Origin of the sequence: Arthrobacter sp. ok909 (assembly GCF_900104405.1) — a bacterium.
GTDB lineage: Bacteria > Actinomycetota > Actinomycetes > Actinomycetales > Micrococcaceae > Arthrobacter > Arthrobacter humicola.
This window is the reverse complement of record NZ_FNJS01000002.1, coordinates 61434-81622: the sequence shown is the minus strand read 5'-3', so window position 1 is coordinate 81622 and position 20189 is coordinate 61434. Positions and strand designations below refer to the sequence as shown.

22 protein-coding genes are annotated in these 20189 nt (G+C 67.1%); 9 read left to right on the top strand and 13 right to left on the bottom strand.

All coding sequences use genetic code 11. The features are described from left to right. Positions 1–6 precede the first annotated feature (6 nt). The gene (locus BLR03_RS02610; protein WP_091249033.1) at positions 7–1134 is read left to right on the top strand and encodes an Mrp/NBP35 family ATP-binding protein; all 1128 of its coding nucleotides are present in this window, start codon (positions 7–9) and stop codon (positions 1132–1134) included. A 106-nt stretch (positions 1135–1240) separates the two neighbouring features. Here the strand turns inward: BLR03_RS02610 and BLR03_RS02605 are convergent, their stop codons facing one another. The 3 genes from BLR03_RS02605 to sigE form a co-directional block, all read right to left on the bottom strand. Continuing rightward, positions 1241–1636 (bottom strand): twin-arginine translocase TatA/TatE family subunit, encoded by a 396-nt coding sequence (locus tag BLR03_RS02605; protein ID WP_091249031.1) that lies wholly within the window; start codon positions 1634–1636, stop codon positions 1241–1243. Positions 1637–1717: 81 nt separating this feature from the next. Beyond that, positions 1718–3052, bottom strand: a complete 1335-nt coding sequence (locus BLR03_RS24295) for a hypothetical protein (protein WP_175460386.1) — start codon at positions 3050–3052, stop codon at positions 1718–1720. Positions 3053–3060: 8 nt separating this feature from the next. After that, entirely contained in the window at positions 3061–3714 is a 654-nt protein-coding gene (sigE, locus tag BLR03_RS02595) for an RNA polymerase sigma factor SigE (RefSeq protein ID WP_091249029.1), read from the bottom strand. Positions 3715–4006: 292 nt separating this feature from the next. Here sigE and BLR03_RS02590 point away from each other — a divergent pair, with 292 nt between their 5' ends. After that, a complete protein-coding gene (locus tag BLR03_RS02590) occupies positions 4007–4639 on the top strand; it encodes an O-methyltransferase (RefSeq protein ID WP_091249026.1) in 633 nt (210 codons plus the stop codon). A 111-nt stretch (positions 4640–4750) separates the two neighbouring features. Here the strand turns inward: BLR03_RS02590 and BLR03_RS02585 are convergent, their stop codons facing one another. The 4 genes from BLR03_RS02585 to BLR03_RS02570 all read right to left on the bottom strand — a co-directional run bounded on the left by BLR03_RS02585 (position 4751) and on the right by BLR03_RS02570 (position 7793). Further along, entirely contained in the window at positions 4751–4918 is a 168-nt protein-coding gene (locus tag BLR03_RS02585; RefSeq protein ID WP_079550332.1) for a DUF3117 domain-containing protein, read from the bottom strand. A gap of 299 nt (positions 4919–5217) precedes the next feature. Then, positions 5218–6450: a hypothetical protein gene (locus BLR03_RS02580; protein ID WP_368086933.1), complete on the bottom strand. Its 1233-nt coding sequence runs from the start codon at positions 6448–6450 to the stop codon at positions 5218–5220. A gap of 50 nt (positions 6451–6500) precedes the next feature. After that, positions 6501–6857: a DivIVA domain-containing protein gene (locus BLR03_RS02575; RefSeq protein WP_091249020.1), complete on the bottom strand. Its 357-nt coding sequence runs from the start codon at positions 6855–6857 to the stop codon at positions 6501–6503. A gap of 48 nt (positions 6858–6905) precedes the next feature. Then, entirely contained in the window at positions 6906–7793 is an 888-nt protein-coding gene (locus BLR03_RS02570) for an LOG family protein (RefSeq protein ID WP_254788125.1), read from the bottom strand. A 217-nt stretch (positions 7794–8010) separates the two neighbouring features. Here BLR03_RS02570 and BLR03_RS02565 point away from each other — a divergent pair, with 217 nt between their 5' ends. The 4 genes from BLR03_RS02565 to BLR03_RS02550 all read left to right on the top strand — a co-directional run bounded on the left by BLR03_RS02565 (position 8011) and on the right by BLR03_RS02550 (position 11294). Next, positions 8011–8766, top strand: a complete 756-nt coding sequence (locus BLR03_RS02565; RefSeq protein ID WP_091249018.1) for an amino acid ABC transporter ATP-binding protein — start codon at positions 8011–8013, stop codon at positions 8764–8766. Between the two features lie 63 nt (positions 8767–8829). Next, on the top strand, positions 8830–9714 hold the full coding sequence (locus BLR03_RS02560) for a glutamate ABC transporter substrate-binding protein (RefSeq protein ID WP_091249015.1): 885 nt from the start codon (positions 8830–8832) through the stop codon (positions 9712–9714). A gap of 99 nt (positions 9715–9813) precedes the next feature. Further along, a complete protein-coding gene (locus BLR03_RS02555; RefSeq protein WP_091249013.1) occupies positions 9814–10464 on the top strand; it encodes an amino acid ABC transporter permease in 651 nt (216 codons plus the stop codon). Continuing rightward, positions 10461–11294 (top strand): amino acid ABC transporter permease, encoded by an 834-nt coding sequence (locus BLR03_RS02550; RefSeq protein WP_091249010.1) that lies wholly within the window; start codon positions 10461–10463, stop codon positions 11292–11294. Before BLR03_RS02555 ends, BLR03_RS02550 begins: the two co-directional genes overlap by 4 nt. A 113-nt stretch (positions 11295–11407) precedes the next feature. Here the strand turns inward: BLR03_RS02550 and dapE are convergent, their stop codons facing one another. Then, a complete protein-coding gene (gene dapE / locus BLR03_RS02545) occupies positions 11408–12505 on the bottom strand; it encodes a succinyl-diaminopimelate desuccinylase (protein ID WP_091249008.1) in 1098 nt (365 codons plus the stop codon). 208 nt (positions 12506–12713) lie between these two features. On the opposite strand from dapE, the gene dapD reads away from it, so the two are divergent. Together dapD and BLR03_RS02535 are read left to right on the top strand one after the other, a co-directional pair. After that, on the top strand, positions 12714–13736 hold the full coding sequence (dapD, locus tag BLR03_RS02540) for a 2,3,4,5-tetrahydropyridine-2,6-dicarboxylate N-succinyltransferase (protein WP_091249006.1): 1023 nt from the start codon (positions 12714–12716) through the stop codon (positions 13734–13736). A 162-nt stretch (positions 13737–13898) separates the two neighbouring features. After that, a complete protein-coding gene (locus BLR03_RS02535) occupies positions 13899–14696 on the top strand; it encodes a hypothetical protein (protein WP_091249003.1) in 798 nt (265 codons plus the stop codon). Between the two features lie 15 nt (positions 14697–14711). On the opposite strand, the gene BLR03_RS02530 is transcribed toward BLR03_RS02535, so the two are convergent. From BLR03_RS02530 to fdxA, 5 genes are all read right to left on the bottom strand, one after another. Beyond that, positions 14712–15323, bottom strand: coding sequence for a hypothetical protein (locus BLR03_RS02530; RefSeq protein ID WP_091249001.1), 612 nt, complete (start codon positions 15321–15323; stop codon positions 14712–14714). Between the two features lie 48 nt (positions 15324–15371). Beyond that, positions 15372–16049 (bottom strand): TetR/AcrR family transcriptional regulator, encoded by a 678-nt coding sequence (locus BLR03_RS02525; RefSeq protein ID WP_091248999.1) that lies wholly within the window; start codon positions 16047–16049, stop codon positions 15372–15374. A gap of 236 nt (positions 16050–16285) precedes the next feature. Next, complete coding sequence (locus tag BLR03_RS02520) at positions 16286–17569, bottom strand: citrate synthase (protein ID WP_091248997.1); 1284 nt, start codon at positions 17567–17569, stop codon at positions 16286–16288. 228 nt (positions 17570–17797) lie between these two features. After that, the gene (gene dapC, locus BLR03_RS02515) at positions 17798–18946 is read right to left on the bottom strand and encodes a succinyldiaminopimelate transaminase (RefSeq protein ID WP_091248994.1); all 1149 of its coding nucleotides are present in this window, start codon (positions 18944–18946) and stop codon (positions 17798–17800) included. Positions 18947–18958: 12 nt separating this feature from the next. After that, complete coding sequence (fdxA, locus tag BLR03_RS02510) at positions 18959–19285, bottom strand: ferredoxin (RefSeq protein ID WP_091248992.1); 327 nt, start codon at positions 19283–19285, stop codon at positions 18959–18961. A 153-nt stretch (positions 19286–19438) separates the two neighbouring features. On the opposite strand from fdxA, the gene BLR03_RS02505 reads away from it, so the two are divergent. Beyond that, entirely contained in the window at positions 19439–19687 is a 249-nt protein-coding gene (locus BLR03_RS02505) for a putative acetyltransferase (protein WP_091248989.1), read from the top strand. The last annotated feature ends 502 nt before the right edge of the window (positions 19688–20189 follow it).

The window sequence follows — 20189 nt, the reverse complement described above, 5'->3', positions numbered from 1 at the left end:
GCCCGCATGAGCATCCCGCTGGAACAGGCAGTGCACGCGGCACTTGCCACCGTGATCGACCCTGAACTCCGCCGTCCCATCACCGAGCTCGGCATGGTGGAGTCGGTGGAGATCTCCGACGGCGGCACGGTGCGGCTTGTGGTGCTTCTGACCATTGCGGGCTGCCCGCTACGCGGCACCATCACCGCGGACGCCGAAGCTGCCCTCTCCGCCGTCCCGGGCGTCACCGGCGTCGATGTTGACTTGAAAGTCATGACGCAGGCTCAGCGCGACGCCCTGAAGGAGCAGTTGCGCGGCTCCGGCGGCCAGCGCGGCATCCCGTTCAACGCCCCTGGCTCCCTGACCAGGGTGTACGCGGTCGCGAGCGGCAAGGGCGGGGTGGGCAAGTCTTCGGTGACAGTCAACCTGGCGTGCGCGCTGGCGGCCCAGGGGCTCCGCGTGGGGATCGTGGACGCGGACGTGTACGGTTTCTCCGTCCCGGCGCTGATGGGCATCACCCAGGCCCCCACGCGGGTGGACGACATGATCCTGCCGCCGGTGGCCTACGGGGTAAAGGTCATCTCCATCGGCATGTTCGTCACCGGAAACCAGCCCGTCGCATGGCGCGGGCCGATGCTGCACCGGGCGCTGGAGCAGTTCCTCACGGACGTGTACTTCGGCGACCTCGACGCCCTCTTCTTGGACCTCCCGCCGGGCACGGGCGACATCGCGATCTCGGTCGCCCAACTGTTGCCCAAGGCCCAGATCCTGGTCGTGACCACCCCGCAGGCGGCCGCCGCGGATGTTGCCGAGCGGGCCGGGGCCATCGCCACGCAGACCGGCCAGACCGTGGCCGGCGTCGTGGAAAACATGTCCTATCTTGAAATGCCCGACGGCGGCAGGATGGAACTGTTCGGCAGCGGCGGCGGCGCCGTGCTCGCCGGGCGCCTCTCCGCCACCGTGGGTGAGGACGTCCCGTTGCTGGGCCAGATTCCCCTCGAAGTCCTGTTGCGTGAGGGCGGAGATGCCGGGGTTCCGCTGGTGCTGGGGCGCCCTGAGACGCCGGCTGCCCTTGCCTTGGCCGGGATCGCCGGGAAGCTGGCGTCGGTGCCCCGCGGGCTCAACGGCACGCCGCTGGGCCTGCAGCCCCGCTGACCGGGCTTGCTGGTTGAGGCAGACGGCCGGCGCCGCTGTTTGCGTCCGCTGACCGGGGCAGGATTATTCGGGCCGGCCGGCATAGTGGGCGGCGCCGCGTGAGGTCCTAGGTCGCTTCTGAGTCGAAGGGCGCTGATTCGCCCGCGGGCAGGCGCTCGAAGACCCGGGCCGGGCGGTGTTCGGCGACGGCCGTGGCGGCCGCAGCCGCGGAAACCGTTACGGGCGCCCCGGAGCTCACCGGCTTCGTGTCGTCGTCCAGGAGCGCTTCCTTGATGATCCGGCGCGGATCGTACTGCCGGGGGTCATACTTCTTCCAGTCGACGTCGTCGATATCGATGCCGACTTCATCCTTGATCTGTTCCCGCGCACCCGACGCCATCCGGCGTACTTCCTTGACGATATTGGCAAGTTTCTGGGTGTACTCGGGCAGCCTGCTGGGACCAATCACCAGAAGGCCGATGATCAGCAGAAGTAAGAACTCCGGTCCATTGATTCCAAGCACTTTAGGAAGATTACCCTCTCGTTCGGGCTGGCGACGACTTCGCGAAGTCGGGCTGCCTATGATGTCGACCCCGTTGCTGCCTCACGGGGCCAGGTGCTCCAGGATTCGGCTCAGCCCGCGCTCGATCCGTTCCGGGATTCCATCGCGTGACGCGGGCTCCGAGGCTCGGCTGCTTACCCGGGTGAGCGCGGCAGCGCCGTCGCCGGCCTGGTCGGCCGGCAGATCCGACACGTATGTGTATGTGGCCGCGGCGGTCTGGTAGATGGCCCGGTAGGGCGGGCCAGGGTTGACCCAGAGCGCACTGTCCCCGGGTCCGGCGCCGGGCTCGGCGTCGGGCCCGGATTGAGGGGCGGCGGCCGTGCCGGCCTTCGCCACCGTGAAACCGTCCGCCATGGCGGTGTGGCCCGTCAGCACGTTGGTTGGCGAAGCATCCGCCCGGGCCCGTGCCGCTGGCGTTCCGGGCACCCGCGGCGCGGAATCGTGCTGTTCGAGGACCGTGGCGAAGTGCTGGCCGTCCGTGAGGCGAAGCTCCAGGACCTCGTCCCCGGACATGACACCGGCCCGGGCCCACATCAGGTGGAATCCAAGGTCCCGCAGTTCCGGACATGTCCATCCCTGCGCCCGTAAGGCCGCGAGCTGCCCGGCGCTCAACGCCCCGGCCGGGGCGAAGTCGGGCTCGCCACCCTGGCCGAGTCCAACCCAGGGTCCGCTTCCCGCGTCGCCCGGGGCGCCGGTTCCGCCTGCACTGGACCCGTCGACATCTGACAGGTTCCCCGTGGCAAGCGGCTCTCCGGTGGCGAGCTGCCCTGCGGTGTCGGGGTGGGAGAGTTTGGAGGTCTCTGCGCCGTCGGCCAGGACCGTGGCGTCGCCTCCCATGAAGTATGCGGTGCCGGCCATGAGGGCGAGGGCAGCTACGGCCCCTCCAGCCGCCACTGCGGGCAGGCGCGGGCCGCGGCGGCGGTGGGGATTCGCGGCTTCCGCCGGCCAGCCGCCAAGCGGCCGGGCCGTCCCTGGCCGATTTGTCGTGACGTTTTCTGCGGGCAAACGCCCTGGCGCCTGATGCGTGCCTCCCGACGCTGTATCCGCCCAGGCCGATTCCGCGCCTTCCGTGTCCGCGGGTGCCGCGTCAGCTCGCGCTGCGTCTGTGCCTTCTGCGGCTGCGCGTTCCGCGGCCAACTGCTCGGTCCGTGCCAGGAGCCGTGCGGTCAGGTCCTCGCTGGCCTCGGGCACGGCGGCGCCGCGGAGCCTCTCCAGGTACTGGCGCTCGCGCTGCTGCCGGGCGCGGCATTCGCCACAGGTCTCCATGTGATCGTGGTGGTCGGCGGACAGCTTCCGGGCGGCGCCGATGCGGCTACGGCCGGTCCTGCTCGAGAACCTGCAGCCGGAACCACCCAGCAAACGTTTCAGTAGACCCATGGACCGCTTCAGAGGAGGCCGGCGATGCGCGGCATTTTGAGCCGCGGCTTGAGGGACTGCTTGGCCTGCTGTGCAGGGCGCGGGTCGCGGTGCGCGAGCTTTTCGCGCAGCATCGTCCGGCCGCGGTGGATGCGGGACCTGACGGTGCCGAGTTTGATGTCCAGCGCGGCGGCTACCTCGTCGTAGGACAGGCCCTCGAGGTCGCACAGCACGACGGCGGCCCGGAAGTCCGGGGGCAGTTCTTCAAGCGCGGCCTGAACATCGACGTCGAGGTTGTTGAATTCGAAGCTCTGCTCCGGGCCGGGTTCCCGGCCGGGGAGCCGCGACTCGGCGTCGTCGGCCAGGGCGTCAAAGCGAATCCGGTTCTTGCGCCGGGCCTGGTCCAGGAAGAGGTTGGTGGTGATACGGTGCAGCCAGCCGTCCAGGGTGCCCGGCCTGAAGTTCTCCAGCGAACGGAACACCCGGACGAACACCTCCTGGGTGAGGTCCTCGGCGTCGTACTTGTTTCCGGTCAGCCGGTACGCAAGGCGGTAGACCTTGGCGGAGTGGTTCGTCACCACTTCCTCCCAGGTGGGCCGCACCCATTCGGCTTCCGCCGCGGTGCCGGACTGGCCGGTTGGATCAGTTGCCTCAGTTGCCGGGACAGGTGTCAGAACCGACATCGTCCGCTCCCCTCATGGATGGTACCTACGCCCGAACGGTGCCTGCTCGCGCAGGTTCCCGCACCCTTCATTCGACGCCGATCACCACGCGGATGAGCGGATACCTATCATTTCAAAATAAGCTGGGAATTTCCTGACGCGACGCAGTCTTCCGCCGAAGGCAGAACGTCTGCCCCGAGGCGGATCGCGTGGCCGCCTGCCGGGGCCACGGCCCGGCCGCCTCCGTGTCGCGTCCCGCCGGACACAGTACGCTGTAGGGAGTACTCCCCTGCCGCCCAGAAAGCGATTACCCATGAGCGCCGATAAGTCCACGAGCTGGTCCTACGCAGAAGATCTGCCTGCCGAGGATGAGGTCCTGTTGCACGCGCGCGAACGGTCCTTCGAGCTTGGCGTGACGCCGATCGGTCCCGGCGTGGGCGCCGTGCTGACGGTGCTGGCAGCGGCGTCCAAGGCACAGACCGCGGTGGAGATCGGCACCGGCGCCGGGGTGTCCGGCGTATGCATCCTACGCGGGCTCGGTCCGCAGGCGGTCCTGACGACGATCGACGTCGACGTCGAACACCTCAAGGCGGCGCGCGAAGCGTTCCAGGAAGCCGGCAGCCCCGCCAACCGCACGCGCACCATTTCGGGCCGCGCCGGCGACGTCCTGCCGCGGCTGACGGACGGGGCCTACGATCTCGTGTTCATCGATGCCGACAAACCGAACTACCCCAGCTACGTGGAGCAGGCCGTGCGGCTGCTCAAGTCCGGCGGCCTGCTGATCGTCAACGACGCCCTCGACAAGGACCGTGTGGCGAACCCGGCCGCCCGGGACGCCACCACCGTGGTGCTCCGCCAGATCGGCAAGTCCATCCGCGACGACGACCGACTCGCCTCCGCCATGCTGCCCACCGGCGACGGCCTGCTCATCGCCGTCAAGAAGTAAGCGTCAGGAACCACGCGCCAGACACAAGCAGGAGACGCACAAGCAGAAAAGGCGGGGTCCGCAGCCTGGTGGCTGGGACCCCGCCCTCTCGCGAAGCTCTTTGGTGTGAAGCTATTCGGTGACGCCGACGAGGCATTCCTTGAGGTTTGTCGCCTCAGCAGCGTTGAGCTCGACCACGAGCCGCCCCCCGCCTTCGAGCGGAACACGCATGATCAAGCTTCGTCCCTCTTTCGTCACTTCCATAGGGCCGTCGCCGGTGCGTGGTTTCATTGCCGCCATAAGGAATATCCCCTCCATTAGTCCCTGACATACCAGCCCGGCCGGGCTGCGTCCGCTTGGTCAATCAAGCCGTCCGGCAGCGCTCCAGGAGGCCGCCGTGACAGACCCGCTCACAACCGCTTACGAATAAACCGCTTGCGAATCAACCGCTTGCCATCAAACCGCCCGCGATTAAACTCAGTGTGCTTCTTGTCCTTGCTTATCCTCTATTATCGCGTAACAATCCGCCCGGAGCTAATCGTTGGACTTTCCAGCGCGCCCCGGAAAGCCGGGGCGGCAACGCGAAATGGTGCTGTGGGTCACGGCGGATAGTCCCCTCCGCCCGGCAGCGGCGCCCACGCCCACAGCCACACAATCCAGACGATCTGCAGCAGGACGAACATGACCACCACGGCTCCCCGGTAGGCGCGGGAGCGCGAGAGCAGTGCGGCGCTGAGGGCGAGCGGGAAGAGCGGCAGCAGCATCCGGAACGTGCTGGTCTGCGGTTGCAGGAAGGCCAGCAGGTAACCCATGTAGCAGCAGCACCAGAGCCTCAGTTCAGCGCCCAGCGCAACCACGGGCCGCGACATCATGAAAAGCGTGAAGGCGGCCACGAACACGAACGGCGCCAGCACTCCGAGCGTCGGCCCGAAGAGCATGATGCCGGTGTCGAACCATGGCCTGAACGGCACCAGGTCATCGCCGCGCCATGCGGTTTCGGTCTTGGTGTAGGCCCCGAGATCGCCGGTTGCGGCCCAGGCGATGGCCGGCCACAGCAGCGCACCGACCCCGCTGGCGGCTGTCAGTCCGGCCAGGGACCACAGCTGCGCGGTGGTGTGGACGGGAACCCCGCGCGCGGGCCTCCCTGCCACGCGCTGCCAGAGGCGGTAGAGGAACAACAGCCCCATCATCACCGCAAACGGGACCCCGGTGGGCCGGGAAAGGCACATGAGGAGCACCACGGGCACGGCCCACAGGTATCGGCGCTCCATGACCAGCAGCAGTGAGGCGCCAAGGAGCAGCAGGTTGAGGGATTCGGCGTAGGGCACCTGCAGCACCGGCGCCACCGGGAATGCCGCCATGAAGACGATCCCCCAGAGTGCCGTGCGGTGCGAGGCCCGGTGCCGGAAAATCCTGTAGGCCACGAGGGCTGCCCCCAGCCCGGCGGCCAGCGCGATGGCCGTCAGCGACCACGCCGGACCCGTGCCCGTCAGTCCGGACACCACCCGGCCCAGCACGGGAAACAGCGGGTAGAAAGCCCACGCATTCTCCTGAACGGTGCCGGCCGCGTCTGTCGGCAGCAGCGCCGGATACCCGTTCTGCAGCGCTTCGGCGTACCAACGGGCGTCCCAGATGTTGATGAAGTTCCAGTAGTCCGGTTTCGCGGGAAACCAGGGATTCACGCCCTGGTGCAGCGCGGCGGCCATAAAGATGCAGGCGCTGACCAGTCGGGCGGCGATGTACAGGCCAGCCACCTGCACCCACCACGGCCACCGCGACATCCGGGCGCCAGCGGCCGCGATGCTGCTCCACGCCGCCGCGTTCAGGCCCATTTGTCCCCCGGCGTCAAGCGCCGGGACTGTCTCCGGGTCGTCCACGTGGCTCACGGACGCTGCTCTGTCGGCCGGCGGAGGCGTTCCAGTTCCTCCCCCAGCGCCTCGATCTTTTGGTCTTTGACGGTGATCTGGTCCCGCAGATCGTCAAGGACCTGGTCCACTTGGTCCATCCGGTAGCCGCGGAGCCCGACGGCAAAACGGAGATGGTCGATGTCCTCAGCGGCCGCACGGGCAGGCAGCAGGACCGGCGGCAAGGACGCGACCGGCTCATCGAAACCGTCCTCAAAGGGCACGTCGGCGCCGCCGGCCGTGCCCCGGCGGAAGATTTTCGGCGCCAGGCCGGTGCCCAGGAGGACGGCGACGCCGATCAGCACAATCGCAAGGAAGACCAGAAAGAGACTCACTAGACCATCGTGCCAGAAGCCGGACGCCGGCGCGCTCAGCCCGGCGCTTCAGCCCCGGGTTGCGCCGCCGTTTCCAGTGCCGTTCCCATTGGTGGAGCCCCCGTTCGGGTTCCGGTGCCGGGCCGCGCCTTCGACGACGAGTTCGACGGCGAGCGCGGCGTCGTCCACCACCTGCACGAGGTCAAGGTCCTCCTCAGACACCATGCCCTCGGTGACGAGGGTGTCGCGGACCCAGTCGAGCATCGGGGTCCAGAACGCGGTCCCCACCAGGACGATCGGGAAGGACGTGACCTTGCGGGTCTGGACCAGGACCATGGCCTCGAAGAGCTCATCCAAGGTCCCCAGACCGCCCGGGAGCACAATGAAGCCCTGGGCGTACTTGACGAACATCGTCTTGCGGGCGAAGAAGTACCGGAAGTTGATGCCCAGATCCACCCACTGGTTCATGCCCTGTTCGAAGGGCAGCTCGATCCCGAGCCCCACCGAAATGCCATTGCCCTGAACGGCACCCTTGTTGGCGGCCTCCATCGACCCCGGGCCGCCGCCGGTGATCACGGCCAGTCCGGCCTCGGCCAGCTTGCGCCCGACCTCGACGCCGAGCTCGTAGTTGAGGGTTCCGGGCACCGTACGGGCGGAGCCGAAGACGCTGACCGCCGGGCCCAGGTCGGCGAGGGCGCCGAACCCTTCCACAAACTCGCTCTGGATCCGCAAGACGCGCCAGGGATCGGTGTGAACGAACTGGCCCGGCCCCTTGGTGTCGAGCAGGGTCTGGTCCGACATCGTGACCTTGGCGGCCTTCCGGCGCAGCTCGAGCGGGCCTTTATGGCGGATCCCGTTCGGCGCCGGGGTACTTCGGACCTCGCGGGCCGGCTTTCCGGCGGGGTTCTGTTCGGGATTTTGCTTGGGGCCGTGCTGCGGATCGGTACTCATGCCCATAGGCTAGCGCGGAACACCGTGCCCGCCGCTTCGGCGCGGCGGCGCCACGCCCGGCGGCAGGCTCCGAACGCCTGCGGCCCAGAGCCGCAAAAGAGCGGCCGGAGAGCGGGCGGTGGCCACGCCGGGGACCCGGGCGTACAGGTATCTCTTGAATCACGATCTGCACCAAACTCAGTGATTGCCGTCATATCTTGTCAATCTTCGTTAGATTCTTTATATGACTACTCAAGTGCCCGGCGATGCGCTCGTCTCCCTGAAGGCCGTGAACAAGCATTACGGCCAGTTGCACGTCCTGAAGGACATCAACCTGAATGTCCGCAAAGGTGAGGTTGTTGTTGTCATCGGTCCCTCGGGTTCCGGCAAGTCAACGCTCTGCCGCGCCATCAACCGCCTCGAGACAATCGACGACGGCGACATCAGGATCGATGGCAAGGAACTGCCTGCGGAGGGCAAGGAACTGGCGAAGCTGCGCGCCGACGTCGGCATGGTCTTCCAGTCCTTCAACCTGTTCGCCCACAAGACCATCCTGGAAAACGTCACCCTCGGCCCCATCAAGGTCAAGGGCGTTTCCAAGGCCGAGGCCGACAAGGACGCCATGGCACTGCTGGAGCGGGTCGGCGTCGGGCATCAGGCCCCCAAACTTCCCGCTCAGCTCTCCGGCGGCCAGCAGCAGCGTGTTGCCATCGCCCGCGCCCTGGCGATGAAGCCGAAGGTGATGCTCTTCGATGAGCCCACCTCCGCCCTCGACCCGGAAATGATCAACGAGGTCCTGGACGTCATGGTCCAGCTCGCCAAGGAGGGCATGACCATGATCGTGGTCACCCACGAGATGGGCTTCGCCCGCAAGGCTGCCGATCGCGTCGTGTTCATGGCCGACGGCCAGATCGTCGAGGACGCGACCCCCGAGGAATTCTTCACCAACCCCAAGAGCAGCCGGGCCAAAGATTTCCTATCCAAACTTCTGACGCACTGAGTTCATCACTCACGAGTTCGCACCCTGGCCGCCGGAAGGCGGCCGACCAATGAAAGGAATGTCATGAAGGCATTTTTGACCCGGAGGAAATCCCTTCTGGTTGCCGCATCCGCAGCACTGGCGCTCACCCTGAGCGCCTGCGGCGGCAGCTCCTCCACTACCACCAACCCGCCTGTAGCCGAGAAGCCGAGCTTTGCTGCCGATTCCACCATGGCCAAGCTTTCATCCGCAGGAAAGATCACCATCGGCACCAAGTTCGACCAGCCGCTGTTCGGCCAGAAGGGCCTCGACGGCAAGCCGGTCGGCTTCGACGTCGAAATCGGCAAGCTGATTGCCGCCAAGCTGGGCATCCCCGCCGACAAGATCGAGTGGGTTGAAACGGTCTCCGCCAACCGCGAGGAGTTCCTCAAGCAGGGCAAGGTGGACATCATCGTCGCCACCTACACCATCAACGACAAGCGCAAGACCCAAGTTGACTTCGCCGGCCCGTACTACGAGGCCGGCCAGGCCCTCATGGTGAACAAGGACAACAACTCCATCACCAAGCCCGAGGACCTCAAGGGCAAGAACGTCTGCTCCGTGACCGGATCCACCCCGGCCGCCACGATCGTGGAAAAGTACGGAGCAGTCCTGGTTCCTGCCGCGACCTACTCCGCCTGCCTTGAGCCGCTGCGCAACCACCAGGTCGAAGCCGTCACCACGGACAACGTCATTCTGGCCGGCTTCGTATCCAAGGAACCGGATGCCTTCAAGCTGGCCTCCGACCAGACCTTCACCAAGGAGCCGTACGGCATCGGCCTGAAGAAGGACGATAAGGCCTTCCGCATGTGGATCAACGACCAGCTGGAAGCCTTCGCCAAGGACGGGTCCTACAAGAAGGCCTGGGAAGACACCGCCGGCACCGTCATCAAGACCGCGCCCGAGCTTCCCACGATCGACCGCTACTAGCCGACTGTGGCGGCTGCCGGGCCCGCGGTTACCCCGCAGCCCGGCGGCCGCCACTGCCGTCTTTCGCTTGGAATCCCGTCAACGCAGCTGAAGGAACTTATGGACGTCATCATTGAAAACCTCCCCCAGTATTGGGACGGTTTTCTCAGAACCCTCTTCCTGTCCGTGGTCTCGGGGATCATTGCCCTGATCGTCGGCACCGTGCTCGCGGCGGCCCGAGTCTCCCCCGTCGCCGCGCTGCGCGGCTTCAGCATGGTGTACGTCGAGATCGTCCGGAACACCCCGCTGACCATTGCATTCTTTTTCGCCGCAGTGGTCCTGCCCCGCCTCGGCATCACGTTCCAACAGTTCGAGGTCGCCGCCATCATCGCCCTGAGCGCCTACACCTCGGCCTTCATTGCCGAGGCCGTGCGCTCCGGCGTCAACAGCGTCCCGGTGGGCCAGGCCGAAGCGGCCCGCAGCATCGGCATGAAGTTCAGCCAGGTGCTGACCCTCATCATCCTCCCCCAAGCCCTGCGCACCGTGATCCCGCCGCTGATCAACATCCTGATCGCTTTGGTCAAGAACTCCTCCGTTGCAGGTGCGTTCTATGTGCTGGAACTCTTCGGCTACGGCAAGCAGTTGGCCAACGCCAACGGCGACGCCGTCGTGTGGGTCCTGGTCGGCATCGCATTCTTCTACCTGCTGATAACCGTCCCGCTTGGCTTCCTCGCCAACTTCGTTGAACGAAAGGTGGCAATCGCGCGATGAGCTCTGTTCTCTACGACGTCCCCGGCCCCAAAGCCCGCCGGATTTCGCTGATCGGCTCGATCATCGGCGTCATCGTGATCGGCGGCCTCCTCGTCCTGGCGGTCATGACACTGGCCCAGCAGGGAATCTTCGACCCCAAACGCTGGGCGGTCTTCCAGATTCCCGATGTCTGGGTGCTGATCGGCAACGGCATCGGCGCGACGCTCGCCGCCGCGGCCGTGGCGGCCGTCATTGCCTTCCCTCTGGGCCTCCTTGTGTGCCTGCTGCGCATCTCGGACAACGCCTGGGTGCGGGTGCCCACAAGGGTGGTGCTGGAATTCCTGCGCGGCATGCCCGTGGTGCTCATGATGCTGTTCGTTCTGCTCGTCTTTGCCACGAGCTCGTTCGTCGCCGTCGTGGCCGGCCTGGTCCTGTACAACTCCGCAATTTTTGCCGAGATCATCCGCGCCGGCATCCAGTCGCTGCCCAAAGGCCAGCGCGAGGCCGGCTTGGCGATCGGCCTGACCAGTTTCCAGTCCCGGCTGACCATCGAGCTGCCGCAGGCCATCCGCCGCATGCTGCCCTCGTTGGTCGCGCAGCTCGTGGTGCTGCTCAAGGACACCTCGCTGGGCTACATCGTCGCCTACGGCGAGCTGCTCCGGGCAGTGCAGGTCATGGCCGACTTCCTCGGCCCGCAGTACCTGTTCCCGGTCTTCTTCGTCGCCGCGGCCATCTACATCGCGATCGACCTGGCGGTCTCCCGCCTGGCCATCTGGCTCGAACGCCGCGGCTCCAAGCGTGCCGCCGGCGGCGTTGCCCACGTCCCGGTCGCCGGTATCCCGACCAGGTAAGGCCTTTCGGCGCCGAAAAGGTCCGGAACCCCACAGGTTCCGGACCTTTTCAGCGTCCTGACGTGAGCGGTGCGCGTGCTGACGTGTGCGTGCTGCCCTGATGCCCCTGGCGGTTAGGCGCTGAGCCAGGTCCGCAGCGCCCGCAGGCATTCCCGGATCGCGTCCGCCTCGACGTGCTCGTTGTCCTTGTGCGCCAGCAGCGCATCGCCGGGCCCGAAGTTCACCGCCGGGATGCCCAGCTCGCTGAACCGTGCGACGTCGGTCCAGCCGTACTTGGGCTTCGGTTCCGCGCCGACGGCGGCCACGAAGGACGCGGCGGCCGGGTGGTTCAGTCCCGGCCGCGCCCCTGCAGCGCTGTCGGTGCGGACGACGTCGAATCCGTCCAGCAGCTCACGCACCACGGCCTCGGCCCCGTCCGGGGTCTTGTCCGGGGCGAAACGATAGTTGATTTCCACGACGCACTTGTCCGGGATGACGTTTCCGGCCGTGCCGCCGTGAATCTTCACGGCGTTGAGGCTTTCCCGGTAGTCGAGGCCGTCGACCGTCACGGTCTGCGGCTCGTACGCCGCCAGCCGTGCCAGGATCGGGGCGGCCGCGTGGATGGCGTTGCTGCCCATCCAGGCCCGGGCCGAGTGGGCTGCCTCGCCGAGCGTGGTCGCCTCGAAGCGCATCGTGCCGTTGCAGCCGCCTTCCACCGTGCCGTCGGTCGGCTCGAGCAGGATCGCGAAGTCACCGCCGAGCAGGGACCCGTGATTGCGCACCAGCCGGCCGAGGCCGCTCTTCACTGCCTCGACTTCCTCGTGGTCGTAGAAGACGAACGTGACGTCCTTGTCCGGCTCCGTGCCGGCGTCGAACATCGTGGCCGCCAGCGCCAGCTGCACAGCGACGCCGCCCTTCATATCGGTGGCGCCGCGACCGTAGAGGATGCCCTCCCCCGGCGCCCCGGAGGGCCAGTACGCCGGCACGGTTCCAAGCGAGCCTTCCGTGATGGGCAGCGGCACCGTGTCCAGGTGCCCCGCCAGGATCACGCGCTCGGCGCGGCCGAGGTTGGTGCGGGCGATGATCGAATCGCCGTCGCGGACCAGCTCCAACTGCGGCAGCAGCCGGAGGGCATGCTCCACGGCGTCGGCCAGCTCCTTTTCGTTGCCTGAGACGCTGTTGATGTCGATCAGGGCGGCCGTGAGCAGGGCGACATCCTGGCGGAGGTCCAAATGGACAGGGGCATGCCCCGGACTGCGGTCAAGGGCGCTGGCAGGGGTGCGGGGGTTCGTCGGGGTCACCGTCCCACTTTATCTGCTCGCCGGCCTCTCCCAACTGACCGCAGCGGGGGCCGTTTCAGGCGTCATAACGGCCCCCGCCGCGAGTCACTTGGGCGACTCACGTTTCAGCGCGCGAGGACGCTCTCGTTAGACTTGGGCCATGACTGAAACTGCTGCTTCCGCTGTGCCCGCCGACGCTCGTTCTGACGCCCGCTCTGCCTACGGCTATGGATTGGCCACCGTATCCACCCGCAATGGTGAAGCCACCGTGTTGGACGTGTGGTTTCCGGCTCCGGCGCTGGGAGTCGCGGCGCCGAGCCTGCGTGACGTGGCCAACGCGGACCAGTCGCTGATCGATATCGCCGCCAACGGCACCGACCCGGACCGCGGCACCGAGCAGAAGGTCGTATTCGCCCAGATCCACCTGGACGAAGCACCCGCGGACACCGCGGACGCCTACCTGCGCCTGCACCTGCTCTCACACCGGCTCGTCCAGCCCAACAGCATCAACCTTGACGGCATCTTCGGCAAGCTCCCCAACGTGGTGTGGACCAACTTCGGTCCCGCGGCCGTCGAGGACTTCGAGCTCACCCGGGCACGCCTGCGCAAGCGCGGCGCCGTCACCGTCTTCGGCGTGGACAAGTTCCCCCGCATGGTGGACTACGTGGTCCCCTCCGGCGTCCGGATCGCCGACGCCGGCCGTGTCCGGCTCGGCGCGCACCTCGCCGAAGGCACCACGGTCATGCACGAGGGCTTCGTGAACTTCAACGCCGGAACCCTGGGCACCTCCATGGTCGAGGGCCGCATCTCGGCCGGCGTCGTCGCCGGTGACGGGTCCGACGTCGGCGGCGGTGCCTCGATCATGGGCACCCTTTCCGGCGGCGGCAAGGAAAAGATCGCGCTCGGGGAGCGGGTCCTGCTCGGTGCCAACTCCGGCGTGGGCATCAGCCTGGGCGACGACTCCGTGGTGGAGGCGGGCCTTTACGTCACCGCCGGGACGCGCGTGCGAGTCATTAGCCCCCGGAATGCCGAAGGCGAGGACACCAGCCGGGTAGTCAAGGCCGTGGAGCTTTCCGGGGTTCCGAACCTGCTCTTCCGCCGCAATTCGACCACCGGCGCCGTCGAGGCGCTCCCCCGCAAGGGCCAGACCGTGGAGCTCAACGCGGACCTGCACGCCAACTGACCGGACCGGCTGGTACGGTATGGCGGGCGGTGAAGGCCGCTCCGGCGGGGCGCCCGTCGATGAAGCAGCCGATGACGCAGCCCGCTAGGGCCTGAGGGAGTAAGTTTCGTGGCACGACGTGGGAGCTGGCGACGCCGGATCGTCCTTCTGCTGACCCTTGCGATGGTTGCGGGCGCAATCTACACCGCGGTGGCGTTCCTGCAGCGTTCGGAAACGCTGATCACCGAACGCTGCACGGCGGTGGGCAGCGGAGGCGATGACCTCGCCACCGACCAGGCGGCCAACGCCGCCCTCATCACGGCTGTGGCGGTCCGGCGCGGGCTTCCTGCCCGCGCCGCCAGCATCGCGCTGGCCACCTCCATGCAGGAATCCAAGCTGCGCAACATCGGCCACGGCGACCAGGCCGGCCCCGACTCACGGGGGCTCTTCCAGCAGCGGCCGTCCCAGGGCTGGGGCACCACGGCGCAGGTGATGGATCCATACCACGCCAGCAATGCGTTCTACGATGCGCTCGTGGAGATCTCCGGCTACCAATCGCTGGACATCACCGACGCCGCCCAGCAGGTCCAGCACTCGGCCTACCCGGGTGCCTACGCCCAGCATGAGGGGATGGCCCGCGCGTTCGCCTCGGCACTGAGCGGCCAGACGCCCGCCGGCCTGGACTGTTCGCTGCGGTCGCCCGACACCGCCGGGGATCCGGCCGCGGTCACCGCAAAGCTGACCGCGGCGCTCGGTGACGTACCGACGTCGACGGACGGCCGGACCTTGATCGTGGAGGCCGACGGCACCCAGGCCTGGACTGTGGCCCAATGGGCCGTAGCCAATGCCAAAGCGCTCTCCATCATCAGCGTCGAGGTGGACGGCCAGGCATGGAACCGGCAGTCCCGCGACGGTTGGCAGCCGGCGCAGGTCCCGGCCGGGCAGGTCCGTGTGACCGTCGCCGACACGCCCGCCAGCTAGCGGCGGCCGGCCGGCTCACACGAGAAGATCGACCACCGGCTGGACGTAGCTGCGGAACAGTTCCGGCTCGGACAAAAGCTCCTGGCTCATGAGGATCTTGTCCGGCTCGAGGTACCAGGCCCGCGGCTCCGCCAGCGGGAGTTCGATGATCGTGAGGCTGAAATCCCGGGCCGGGCGGCCCACTTCCAGCAATCGGTCCTCCACCATGTCGGCCAGGAGCTCATTGTTGCTGTTGGATTCTCGCTCCGCTTCCAGGGACAGGTATTCCGCGCGGCGTTCCCGGGCCCACGTCAGCGCGGCGCCGAAGTGCGCCTGCAGCACCCGGCGAAGCGCCGGTGAATTGCTGAACGACCCGAAGCCCGGCGGGGTGAGCTCAGGCGACATGTCCGGGTGGGCCTTCAGCAACTGCTCCCACCAGGCCTCCCACTCGGTCTTGAGCACGGCGGTGCCGCCCACCTCCGCGATCAGGTGTGTATGGTCTGAGGCTCGGATCTTCGGCGCCACGTGACACAGTGCCGGATGCCCCGCGGTATCCAGTCCGGCGGCGTCACGAACGTAGAGGGCAATGAGCATGGGACCAGATGTATCCATGGTGATCCGCCAGCCCGGTCCGCCGGTGTGGTGCATCCAATTGCCTCCCTTGGCAAGACGTACTATCTCAGTCTATTCCTGTTGTTAGCGCACGTTAACGGCTGGGGCCCGGTCCGCCATCCGGCGGTTCAGGCCCTCGAGATGGGCCTCCAGCACATCCTTGCACATCCGGGCCGTCATCCACTCCGGCTGCAGGAGGGCGTGCATCGTCAGCCCGTCCAGGACGGCCAGCAGCAGCTCGGCTTCAGTGACGAGCACCTGCTGGTCCATCCCCGCCGCGGCGTCGTCACTGTCGCGGCCATTCGCCCCGGCGGCCAGGCCGAGGATGAGGCCGCCGACTATTGCGGCCACCGCACGATGGCTGCGGTCGGCCTCGGCGGCCAGGAACGGCCTGGTCCGGGCGGCGTTCTTAAAGGCCATCCACACGCATGCGTCCACGGCCCGTTCCTCGTCCAGCGGAAGAAACTCATCCAGCAGCGCGGCTACGGCGTTGTGGTGCTCGGCCGAGCCGGGCGGCGGCTCTCCCACCCGGGCGTCCGCGGCGGTAAGGCGGCCAAGAATCCGGTCCACCACAACGGCGAACGCGTAGGACAACAGCTCGTCACTGCTGGCGAAATAGTGCCGCACCGAGCCGACGGCCAGCTGAGCTTCATCGGCAACTTCGCGCAGGGAGGCCCGCTCAAGACCATCCGCGGCAATGATCCTGAAGACTGCGTCTACTACTTCCTGGCGCCGGATTGCGGCGTCGACAAATTTAGGCACTGGTCTTTTTTAGCACGTCCGTGCCGTTGCAGCCCCGGGGCACACCGGTTCGCCCGCGCACGTGGCGGGGGTCACAACAGCGCGGGTCACGACGGGGCTGGTCACGGCGCGCCCGGAGCCAGGCGCGCCGGAACCGCGGCCCGCCCCAAAGTACGACGCCGGCCGCGCACCTCAGCGGGAGGTGCGCGGCCGGCGTCGTGCTTTGCTGTGCGGCGCTGCCGTAAACGGCGGGTGCGCTACACCGAAGGGTAGTTCCGTTCCGGTTCGCCGACGTAGAGCTGGCGCGGACGGCCGATCTTGGTGTTGGGGTCGCTGATCATCTCGCGCCACTGGGCGATCCAGCCCGGCAGACGTCCGATTGCGAACAGCACGGTGAACATCTTCTCGGGGAAGCCCATGGCCTTGTAGATCAGGCCGGTGTAGAAGTCCACGTTGGGGTAGAGCTTGCGCTGGATGAAGTAGTCATCGCCCAGGGCCTTCTCTTCAAGGCGCATGGCGATGTCGAGGAGCTCGTCATTGCCGCCCAGCTTGCTGAGGACCTCATGGGCCGTGGCCTTGATGATCTTGGCGCGGGGGTCGTAGTTCTTGTAGACGCGGTGTCCGAAGCCCATGAGGCGGACGCCGTCTTCCTTGTTTTTGACCTTCTCCATGTAGTCCTCGGGCTTGATGCCGTCGGCCTGGATCTGGCGCAGCATCTTCAGCACGGCCTCGTTGGCGCCGCCGTGGGCGGGTCCGAAGAGGGCGTTGATGCCGGCGGAGACGGACGCGAACAGGTTGGCGTTCGAGGAGCCGACCAGCCGGACCGTGGAGGTGGAACAGTTCTGCTCGTGGTCGGCGTGCAGGATCAGGAGCAGGTCCAGGGCCTTGGCGATGACCGGGTCAACCTCGTACTGCTCGGCCGGCAGGCCGAAGCTGAGGCGCATGAAGTTCTCCACGAGGTTCATCGAGTTGTCCGGGTACAGCATGGGCTGGCCGATCGACTTCTTGTGGGCGTAGGCGGCGATGACCGGCATCTTGGCCATGAGGCGGATGGTGGAGACTTCCACCTGCTCGGCATTGAACGGATCCAGCGAGTCCTGGTAGAACGTCGAGAGCGCGGACACGGCCGAGGACAGTACCGGCATCGGGTGGGCGTCACGCGGGAAGCCGCTGAAGAAGCCCTTGAGCTCCTCGTGCAGCAGCGTGTGGTGGCGGATCCGCTGGTCGAAGGACTCCAGCTCCGTGGGGGTCGGAAGGTTGCCGTAGATCAGCAGGTACGAGACTTCGAGGAAGCTCGAGTGCTGGGCCAGCTGCTCGATCGGATAGCCGCGGTAGCGCAGGATACCGGCATCACCGTCGATGTAGGTGATGGCCGAGGTGGTGGCCGCGGTGTTCATGAAACCGGGGTCGAAGGCGACGGCGCCGGTCTGCTTCAGCAGCTTGGAAACGTCGTAGCCTTCGTTTCCTTCTACAACCTTGATGCGCGGGAGCTCAAGCTCGCCGCCGGCATGGCGCAGGGTTGCGCTGGTGGTTTCAGTCATGGAGTCTCCTCATGAGGCATCGGGGCCTCTGTCGAAAGCTGGTCCAACATCTGGTGAAGCTGCCCGCGGATCCTGTGCGGACAGGATTTCCAAAGGCTGCGCTGCCTTCTTGTGGAAAGCCACCATTGATCGTCAGTTAAAAAGTACCGTCACTTCGCGGGTGGCACTAATCCGAGAGGACTCCAAAGCGTCGAAAAGACGCCACATGTGGTAGGCGTCACAGCATTGTTACGCTCCGTTGGCCAGCCGCGCCGCGGCGGCGTCGATCCTCTCATCGCTTGCGGTCAGCGCCACCCGGATGAATCCGTTGCCGGCGTCGCCGTAGAAAACCCCGGGGCCAACGACGATTCCGCGGTCCGCGAGCTTGCCCACGGTGTCCCACGTCGCTTCGCCGGCGGTGGCCCACAAATAGAGGCCCGCGCGGGACTCATGAATCGTCAGTCCGAAGCTCTCCAGCGCGGGGACGATCCGCTCCCGCCGGCCCCTGTAGAGGTCCTTCTGCGCCGTGACGTGGGCGTCGTCGCCCAGGGCGACGCGCATGGCTTCCTGGACCGGGTAGGGGACGATCATGCCGGCGTGCTTGCGGCTGTTGACCAGGTTCGCCATGATCGCCGGATCGCCGGCGACGAAGGCGGCCCGGTAACCGGCAAGGTTGGACTGCTTGCTGAGCGAATAGACAGCGAGCAGACCGTCATGGGAGCCTTCGGCGACCTGCGGATCCAGGATGCTGGGGACCGGGGTGCCGCCGCGCTGGACGTCCCACTCCCCCCAGCCGAGTTCGGCGTAACATTCGTCGGATGCGACGACGGCGCCGAGCTCGCGGGCCTGCCGGACGATCCGTCGCAACGAAGCGATGTCCCGGACGCTGCCGGTGGGGTTGGCCGGTGAGTTGACCCAGACCAGCCGCACGCGGGCGCGGGTGCCGGCGTCGAGCTCGTCGAGGTCGTCGGCGGCGACGTGCTCGGCACCGGCGAAGGTGGCGCCGATGTCATAGGTGGGGTAGGCGACCGTGGGACGGACCACGACGTCGCCCGGCTTCAGGCCGAGCAGGAACGGCAGCCACGCGACGAGTTCCTTGGATCCCACCGTCGGCATCACGTTCTGCGGATCCAGCCCGGGCACTCCGCGCCGGCGCTCGAACCAGCCGGCGATCGCCTCCCGCAGTGCCGGCGTCCCGTGCACCGTGGGATAACCGGGGGCGTCCGCGGCGGCGCGCAGCGCGTCCTGGATGAGGGCCGGCGTCGGGTCCACCGGCGTGCCGATGGACAGGTTGACGGTTCCTGCCGCGTGCCTGGACGCCGTCGCGAGATAGGGCGCCATGGCCTCCCACGGGTAGTCGGGCAGGCTCAGGCCGAAAGTGCGCACCGCGGATGCCACTGCAGCGCCGCCTTAGTTGTCTTGGTTCTGCGGCGGCAGGGCGGCGATCATGGGGTGGTCCGTGTGGGTGTTCCCGACCTTCGCGGCGCCGCCCGGCGAGCCGAGCTCGTCAAAGAACTCGACGTTGGCCTTGTAGTAATCGGCCCACTCGTCCGGGGTGTCATCCTCGTAGTAGATCGCTTCGACGGGGCAGACCGGCTCGCAGGCACCGCAGTCCACGCACTCGTCCGGGTGGATGTACAGGGAACGCTCACCCTCGTAAATGCAATCGACGGGGCACTCCTCAATACATGCCTTGTCTTTGACATCTACACACGGCTGCGCGATTACGTACGTCACGTCCCTGGCCTCTCCACGTTGGTTCCCGGCGACCGGCCGGATGGTTTGCCCGGCCTGAGCGCCGGGCTGCTGACTTCTGAGCCTATTATCTCCCAGCCTGTTCCCGCGAACCTAGCGGGACGTCATACACGGTCCTCGTCTTACTATGATCTGATGAGCTCGCCATTGCCCTTGCCCCAGCAGTTCCTCTCCGGCGCCCCGCTCGGCACCCGGGTTGTGGTCCGCTACCGGATCGACGGCGGCCTGACGGATGCGCTCGGCGAGCTCGTGGAACGGACCGACGGCGCGTGCACCGTCCGCACCCGCCGGTCCGACGTTGTCATTGCGCTCCCGCTCGTCGTGGCGGCCAAGGAAGTCCCCCCGGCCCCGCCGCGCCGCGCCCCGCGGGTGCCGGCGCCCTGACCGGCCCGGCCAGTGGACATGCCCTTCCCACGCTCCGACCGTTGGACATGCCCCCTCTGATTGCCCGCAACCGATGGACATGCTCTCCCCTTGTTGCCAGCCGCGAGCATATCCGGCCGCAGCTTCTCCACCAATGGGCATGCCCTCCCCCGGGCTCTGGCAATGGACACGCGCTTCTTATTACCTGCCCGCACCCCGTGGACATGTCCTCCCACGGGCTCTGGCAATGGACACGCGATTCTTACCTGCCCGCACCCCGTGGACATGTCCTCCCCTCGCTCCGACCATTGGACATGCCCCCGCTGATTGCCCGCAACCGATGGACATGCTCTCCCATTGCTGCCAGACATGGACATCCCGGCATCATGTTCATCACTAACGGGCAGCGCGGGGCATGTCCAACGGTGGAACGACGCAGCCAGGGACATGTCCAGTGCCGGACCGGCACGGCGCAGGACATGTCCAATGACAGACTGGCACGGCGCAGGACATGTCCAATGAC